Here is a 6,678-nt window from a genome sequence, read left to right on the forward strand (position 1 = left end):
AGACAACACCCAAAATAGTTCCCAAAAAGACAACACAGATAGAAATGAGAACCGTCACAACAGCCCCATAGTTAAAATAAGGTAAATACTTAGGTAAAAAAGAAAAATTCATAGTTACACTGCTTTCTAAAATAGAATACTGTATGATTATAACATGTATTGAATTAAAATTCAAACTTTTTATCCGATTTATTCAAAAAAACTTTAAGCTAGTAGAATTAGCGAGAAATCTTAGTTTTTTCTAGTCAAGTTGGCCTCCTTTATGGTAAAATAGTAACGATAAGAAATGAAGGAGAATCAAAATGGAATCACATTTGGTTAGAATCATCAACCGCCTTGAAGCAATGGCAAAAGACGGCGGAAATTTAAAACGTAATTTTGAACGCGAAGGAGTTGTTGTTGCAGAAGTTGCATACAGCCACGACGAAGAAAACGGTTCAATCTTTACCCTTCGTGATGTAGAAGCTCGCGAAACTTATACTTTTGACAGTATTGACTTGATTGCAATGGAGATTTACGAACTCCTTTACTAATACAAAACAAGCTGGGATTACACCCTGCATGTCTAACCAAAATCCTTTTTGTCTCACAAATAGGATTTTTTTATTCCCTAAAATCTCAAAAATTTTCATTGTAACAACTTCTCAAAGCTTCAATCTTTTTACTTGCTTTACACCCCAATCCTGTTATAATGAGAGTATAGAAATTTGACTATTTTTGACCTTTGAACAGATCAGGATAAAGAAAGAAATGAGGTAGATGTATGCTTTGTCAAAACTGTAAAATTAACGACTCAACAATTCATCTTTACACCAATCTCAATGGAAAACAAAAACAAATTGACCTCTGTCAAAACTGCTATAAGATTATCAAGACAGATCCTAACAATAGCCTCTTTAAAGGTATGACGGATCTGAACAATCGTGACTTTGATCCCTTTGGTGATTTCTTCAATGACCTAAACAATTTCAGGCCTTCTAACAATACTCCTCCAATTCCCCCAACCCAATCAGGTGGAGGTTACGGTGGAAACGGCGGTTATGGTTCTCAAAATCGTGGACCTGCTCAAACTCCTCTACCAAGCCAAGAAAAAGGCCTACTGGAAGAATTTGGTATCAACGTAACTGAAATTGCCCGTCGTGGAGATATAGATCCCGTTATTGGGCGCGATGATGAGATTATCCGTGTCATTGAGATTCTCAATCGCAGAACCAAGAATAATCCTGTTCTTATTGGCGAACCAGGTGTCGGAAAAACGGCCGTTGTCGAAGGTCTAGCTCAGAAAATTGTTGATGGCGATGTTCCACATAAACTCCAAGGTAAACAAGTCATCCGTCTGGATGTGGTTAGCTTGGTTCAAGGAACGGGTATTCGTGGACAATTTGAAGAACGCATGCAAAAACTCATGGAAGAAATTCGCAAACGTGAAGATATCATCCTCTTTATCGATGAAATCCATGAAATTGTTGGTGCTGGTTCTGCGGGCGATGGCAATATGGATGCAGGAAATATCCTCAAGCCAGCCCTTGCTCGTGGGGAACTGCAACTGGTCGGTGCCACTACCCTCAATGAATACCGTATCATTGAAAAAGATGCTGCCCTAGAGCGTCGTATGCAGCCTGTCAAAGTTGATGAACCAACAGTGGAAGAAACAATCACTATCCTCAAAGGAATTCAAAAGAAATACGAAGACTACCACCACGTTCAGTATACCGATGCTGCAATTGAAGCAGCTACAACTCTTTCCAATCGCTACATCCAAGATCGCTTCTTGCCTGACAAGGCCATTGACCTCCTAGATGAAGCTGGTTCTAAGATGAACTTGACCTTGAATTTTGTGGATCCTAAAGTAATTGATCAACGCTTGATTGAGGCTGAAAATCTTAAATCTCAAGCTACACGAGAGGAAGATTTTGAGAAGGCGGCTTATTTCCGCGACCAGATTGCCAAGTATAAGGAAATGCAAAAGAAAAAGGTCACAGACCAAGACACTCCTATCATCAGTGAGAAAACCATTGAGCACATTATCGAGCAGAAAACAAATATCCCTGTTGGTGATTTAAAAGAGAAAGAACAATCTCAACTCATCCATCTAGCCGAAGATCTCAAGTCTCATGTTATTGGCCAAGATGATGCAGTCGATAAGATTGCCAAGGCTATTCGCCGTAATCGTGTCGGTCTCGGTACGCCTAACCGTCCAATTGGAAGCTTCCTCTTTGTCGGGCCAACCGGTGTCGGTAAGACAGAACTTTCCAAACAACTAGCCATTGAACTTTTTGGTTCTGCTGACAGCATGATTCGCTTTGACATGAGTGAATACATGGAAAAACACAGCGTTGCTAAGTTGGTCGGTGCCCCTCCAGGTTATGTTGGTTACGATGAGGCTGGGCAATTAACTGAAAAAGTTCGCCGCAATCCATATTCTCTCATCCTTCTCGATGAAGTGGAAAAAGCCCATCCAGATGTTATGCACATGTTCCTCCAGGTCTTGGACGATGGTCGTTTGACAGATGGGCAAGGACGTACCGTTAGCTTCAAGGATGCCATCATCATCATGACTTCAAATGCAGGTACAGGTAAGGCAGAAGCCAGCGTTGGATTTGGTGCTGCTAGAGAAGGACGTACCAACTCTGTTCTCGGTGAACTCGGAAACTTCTTTAGCCCAGAGTTTATGAACCGTTTTGATGGCATTATCGAATTTAAGGCTCTCAGCAAGGACAACCTCCTTCAGATTGTCGAGCTCATGCTAGCAGATGTTAACAAACGTCTTTCTAGCAACAACATTCATTTAAATGTAACTGACAAGGTCAAGGAAAAGTTGGTTGACCTCGGTTATGATCCAAAAATGGGAGCACGCCCACTTCGCCGCACTATTCAAGACTATATTGAGGACGAAATCACTGACTACTACCTTGAAAATCCAAGTGAAAAAGACCTAAAGGCAGTTATGACCAGCAAGGGCAACATTCAAATCAAATCTGCCAAAAAAGCTGAAAAAATCAAAGAGAATACTTCTGAAATAGAAGATTAGAACTCATAAAAAGAACAGGAAACAAGATCTCCTGTTCTTTTTAATTCTCTTCTTGAACTTGATAGCGAAGAATTGTTTTCAATTTGCTTGGCTCCGTTCGATGAAGGTTATTGAGATAGATTTCTCGGTGGTACTCCGTAATTCTTTTGAGTTTATGAAGTTGACAAAAATCTTCCATATCTGCAAAAGTCTCATTTTCTGTATCAAAGGGTCCTACATGAAGCATAGCAAGACTTAGGCCTTCTTCTATTTTTTCAAAACGAATAGCCTCATAGAGAAGATTTGGCTTCTTGATCATCACCTCGTTCAGAGATTCCTCAAATAGTTCTCGCGTAATAAAATCGGGTTGCCCAATCATAATGCTATAAGAAAGCTCACTTTTTACCAGTTCTCCTTCCTTCTCCTTTTTCCATAAACCTTCTAAAGGAAAGACTGTAAAATCATGGTAAACCTCATCCAGAGGAGCTTTTTTATACTTCATCTTTATCGCATAAGCTAAGGCATACAAAATTCCTACGCGTTCTGAAAAATCTTCTTGATTTGGATCGCCTTTACCATCTATCACGATATAGGATTGACCTGGTACTTCCAAGATGGTGGGCCTAGCCTTAATTTGATAAAGAGCTTTCGCTTCTTTTCTCCATTCGTATTTCATTTAATTCTTCTCCTTTCTATCTCTAGTATAACACTAAAACCCTGACATCTTTTGTCAAGGTTTATAAAATTTTTGGATTTTTTCTACTCTAGAAAGCAGTTCCTTCTTCAGATAGTCAGGGTCGAGTATTTCCACTCCATCTAAATAAGACAGGAGGTAAGTATACATACTTTCATGCTCTGGTAGGACTGTCTTGACATAATAACATCCATCTTTGCCCAAGCTAATCTCATCTTCTAAAAAATCTTCATAAACCCGGAAAGCAAGCTTGGGACTAAACTTCAAGGAAACTTCGATTTGATTTGCCACTTGATCTGAACTATCAACGGAATCCATCACGTTTTTCTGCTTCACTATTTCATTTGTTAGGTGACAATTCCTAATTCTAGATAACTTGAAAAAACGCCAGTCTTCCTTCAAACAACAGTAAGCATGAAGGTACCAATCTCTCTTTTTAAATGCGAGTTTAAAAGGTTCAACTGTACGAATCGTTTTCTGACCACTCCCACCTAGATAAGTGATAACCAGTCGCCTCTTCTCTAGAATAGCATGTTTGATATTATCAAATAATTCTTTTTGACCTTCTCGCTTTCTCCAGTCAGTCAAATCTACTTCTATCCAAGGGCTGGTAGAAACTTGAAAAATAGATTCCAATTTTTCAAGTAAAAAATCTTGCCTGTTATCGGTCAAGGCTTGAATTCCTTGCAAAGCTGATAGAAGTTCTAATTTTTCATCCTCAGAAACTAGAGTGCGATCCAGAACAAAGTCTTTCATTAAAAAGATCCCACCTGCCTTTCCAGGAATCGAATAAAGGGGAATCCCCGCCATACTCAAGCGCTCAATATCACGATAAATTGTTCGTACAGACACTTCAAATAATCGGGCTAATTCAGGAGCTGTTGTACTACCTTTTTCTAAAAGTAGATATAGAATACGAAATAATCTTGATTCTGCCATAAAATCACCTCCCTTTTATTATACCAGTTAAAGAAGTCCATTTAGAGAATTTACCCCAACAAATATTGATAAAGTTAAAGTAGATTTTCTTCACAAGTTCGTTGGTTTCTTCTTGACAGCTTGCCCTTCGTCCATTATGATAATAATAACGATACTAGATAATGAGGAAAATGCAATGGCAAACCCAACTTTCGGAGAAAAAAAAGCGAATACAGACTATGTTGCACGCTATGGAGTGTATGCAGTTATCCCTGACGCTGAACAAAAACAAATAGTTTTAGTTCAAGCTCCTAATGGTGCTTGGTTCTTACCAGGTGGCGAAATTGAAGCAGGGGAAAATCATCAGGAAGCCCTAAAACGTGAATTGATTGAAGAGCTTGGATTCACAGCTGAAATTGGTGTCTATTACGGACAAGCTGACGAATATTTCTACTCTCGTCACCGTGATACCTACTACTACAATCCTGCCTACCTCTATGAAGCGACATCTTTCAAGGAAGTTCAAAAACCACTAGAAGACTTTAATCATATTGCCTGGTTCCCTATTGATGAGGCTATTGAAAATCTCAAACGTGGTAGCCATAAATGGGCCATTCAATCTTGGAAAAAACAGCATAAGATTGACTAAATCAAGCTACTTTATTCAAAAAGTGCTATAATAGTATTAGAAAATCGGAGGAAATGTTATGAAGCTAATCAATACGACAAACTCACACTCGCAACTTGTAAAAAGCCAGCTAGAAAGTACAGATGCAACTCTTGTTGAGGTCTATTCTGCTGGAAATACAGATGTTATTTTTACCCAAGCTCCGCTTCACTATGAAATCCTCATCTCAAATAAACACCGTGCTATTCGAGAAACTGAAATCGAAGCCATCCAAGAGTTTTTCTTGAAACGTAAAATTGATAAGGACTCTATTGATGAGGCCAATATCAAAACCCTCTACTCAGAAAAATTAATTGGGATTTCAATTCCAATCAAATAAAATTTTGGAGAGATTAGAAAGCTATTGAACCTTATAGACCAAACATAGGTTCTGACTTGCTTTTTAAATCGTCTCCAATTTTTTATCTTGAGATCTTATCATACAAGATTTTATAGACAAATAATAAAAAAGATTTGATTCTGCTTCTCACACAATCAAATCTTTTTCTTTTATTAAAAACGAATCGTTTCACGTGTTTTCTCATATGAGGTAACAAAGCGGTTGGTTACACCAGGCTCTGCCACTTCCAATGCTTGAGAAATCTTGTCAAATGAAGCGTGGTAATCAAATTCTTTCTCAAAAATGTCCAAAGCTTCATTAAAGGCTTCTTGAATGCGCTCATCAAATGAGCGGTAACGGTTAGAATATTGTAAGAGTTGTTCTGTCAAGGTTGCATACTGTACAATATTATAAGTTTCCGTTTCTAAAGCTTCCATATCATTCGTTGCAATTTCCAGAACACGGTTAACTGACTCTATATTGACCAATTTTTGTTCTAATTCAGCCATTAGATCTTCCGTATTATTACTTGCTGTAAAGAATAACTTCAAGAAAGTTTGTGGAATACCAGGTAGGTTCCGTTTTTCCATATATCTCTTGATTGTATGGAGACGATTAACATATACATTTGCCTTTTGACGTGCATTGATATCATCTTTCTCAATTCGTGCAAGACGCTCACTAACTGAAATCTGTTCATCTTCAATCTCTTTAAGATTTTCCTGTAAAGATTCAAGATTTTCTTCAAGAATTGAATATGCTTGAGTTGGTTCATCTTGATTTGAAGTTGCCTCAATAATAGCAGTCTCAAAGCTTTCTAATTCGGACTGTAAACGACGAACATGACTTGCATCTGACTCAGAAAGTAAATAGTTCTTACTCAAACGCTCAATATCTTCTATCAATAAAGCATTATTTTCCTTCATATGTTGAAGATAAGTAGGAAGTGTTGCTACTAAACCTTCTACTACTTTCTGTGCCGCAATTTCTCTTGTAAAGATATCATAAAGTGCATTAATCTCTTCTTGGATTTGAGTATTTTCGTACTC

General features: G+C 38.1%; 7 protein-coding genes and 1 pseudogene. 4 read left to right on the forward strand and 4 right to left on the reverse strand.

Annotated features, from left to right (window positions below; genetic code table 11):
- Positions 1-112: pseudogene (locus tag QZ359_RS04800) on the reverse strand (amino acid ABC transporter permease); the annotation flags it as partial.
- A 190-nt stretch (positions 113-302) separates the two neighbouring features.
- On the opposite strand from QZ359_RS04800, the gene QZ359_RS04805 reads away from it, so the two are divergent.
- Complete coding sequence (locus QZ359_RS04805) at positions 303-533, forward strand: DUF1797 family protein (protein ID WP_000443570.1); 231 nt, start codon at positions 303-305, stop codon at positions 531-533.
- 230 nt (positions 534-763) lie between these two features.
- Positions 764-3,031, forward strand: coding sequence for an ATP-dependent Clp protease ATP-binding subunit (locus QZ359_RS04810; protein ID WP_261043342.1), 2,268 nt, complete (start codon positions 764-766; stop codon positions 3,029-3,031).
- Between the two features lie 40 nt (positions 3,032-3,071).
- Here QZ359_RS04810 and QZ359_RS04815 read toward each other — a convergent pair whose 3' ends face one another.
- Positions 3,072-3,686, reverse strand: a complete 615-nt coding sequence (locus QZ359_RS04815) for a GyrI-like domain-containing protein (RefSeq protein ID WP_261043343.1) — start codon at positions 3,684-3,686, stop codon at positions 3,072-3,074.
- 54 nt (positions 3,687-3,740) lie between these two features.
- Complete coding sequence (locus tag QZ359_RS04820) at positions 3,741-4,643, reverse strand: YafY family protein (protein WP_261043344.1); 903 nt, start codon at positions 4,641-4,643, stop codon at positions 3,741-3,743.
- A gap of 175 nt (positions 4,644-4,818) precedes the next feature.
- Here QZ359_RS04820 and QZ359_RS04825 point away from each other — a divergent pair, with 175 nt between their 5' ends.
- Positions 4,819-5,271, forward strand: a complete 453-nt coding sequence (locus QZ359_RS04825) for an NUDIX hydrolase (protein WP_050239640.1) — start codon at positions 4,819-4,821, stop codon at positions 5,269-5,271.
- A 58-nt stretch (positions 5,272-5,329) separates the two neighbouring features.
- Positions 5,330-5,629: a DUF1827 family protein gene (locus tag QZ359_RS04830; RefSeq protein WP_000767197.1), complete on the forward strand. Its 300-nt coding sequence runs from the start codon at positions 5,330-5,332 to the stop codon at positions 5,627-5,629.
- Positions 5,630-5,802: 173 nt separating this feature from the next.
- Here QZ359_RS04830 and QZ359_RS04835 read toward each other — a convergent pair.
- Positions 5,803-6,678: septation ring formation regulator EzrA (locus tag QZ359_RS04835; protein ID WP_293963403.1), on the reverse strand; the 876-nt coding region annotated here is incomplete at its 5' end.

This window comes from Streptococcus sp., assembly GCF_019414905.1.
Lineage (GTDB): Bacteria > Bacillota > Bacilli > Lactobacillales > Streptococcaceae > Streptococcus.

What these genes read in the sequence shown, in the direction of transcription:
- QZ359_RS04830 (WP_000767197.1), top strand. Translation starts at nt 5,330, where the DNA reads ATGAAGCTAATCAATACGACAAACTCACACTCGCAACTTGTAAAAAGC.
- QZ359_RS04820 (WP_261043344.1), bottom strand. Translation starts at nt 4,643, where the DNA reads ATGGCAGAATCAAGATTATTTCGTATTCTATATCTACTTTTAGAAAAA.
- QZ359_RS04815 (WP_261043343.1), bottom strand. Translation starts at nt 3,686, where the DNA reads ATGAAATACGAATGGAGAAAAGAAGCGAAAGCTCTTTATCAAATTAAG.
- QZ359_RS04825 (WP_050239640.1), top strand. Translation starts at nt 4,819, where the DNA reads ATGGCAAACCCAACTTTCGGAGAAAAAAAAGCGAATACAGACTATGTT.
- QZ359_RS04805 (WP_000443570.1), top strand. Translation starts at nt 303, where the DNA reads ATGGAATCACATTTGGTTAGAATCATCAACCGCCTTGAAGCAATGGCA.
- QZ359_RS04810 (WP_261043342.1), top strand. Translation starts at nt 764, where the DNA reads ATGCTTTGTCAAAACTGTAAAATTAACGACTCAACAATTCATCTTTAC.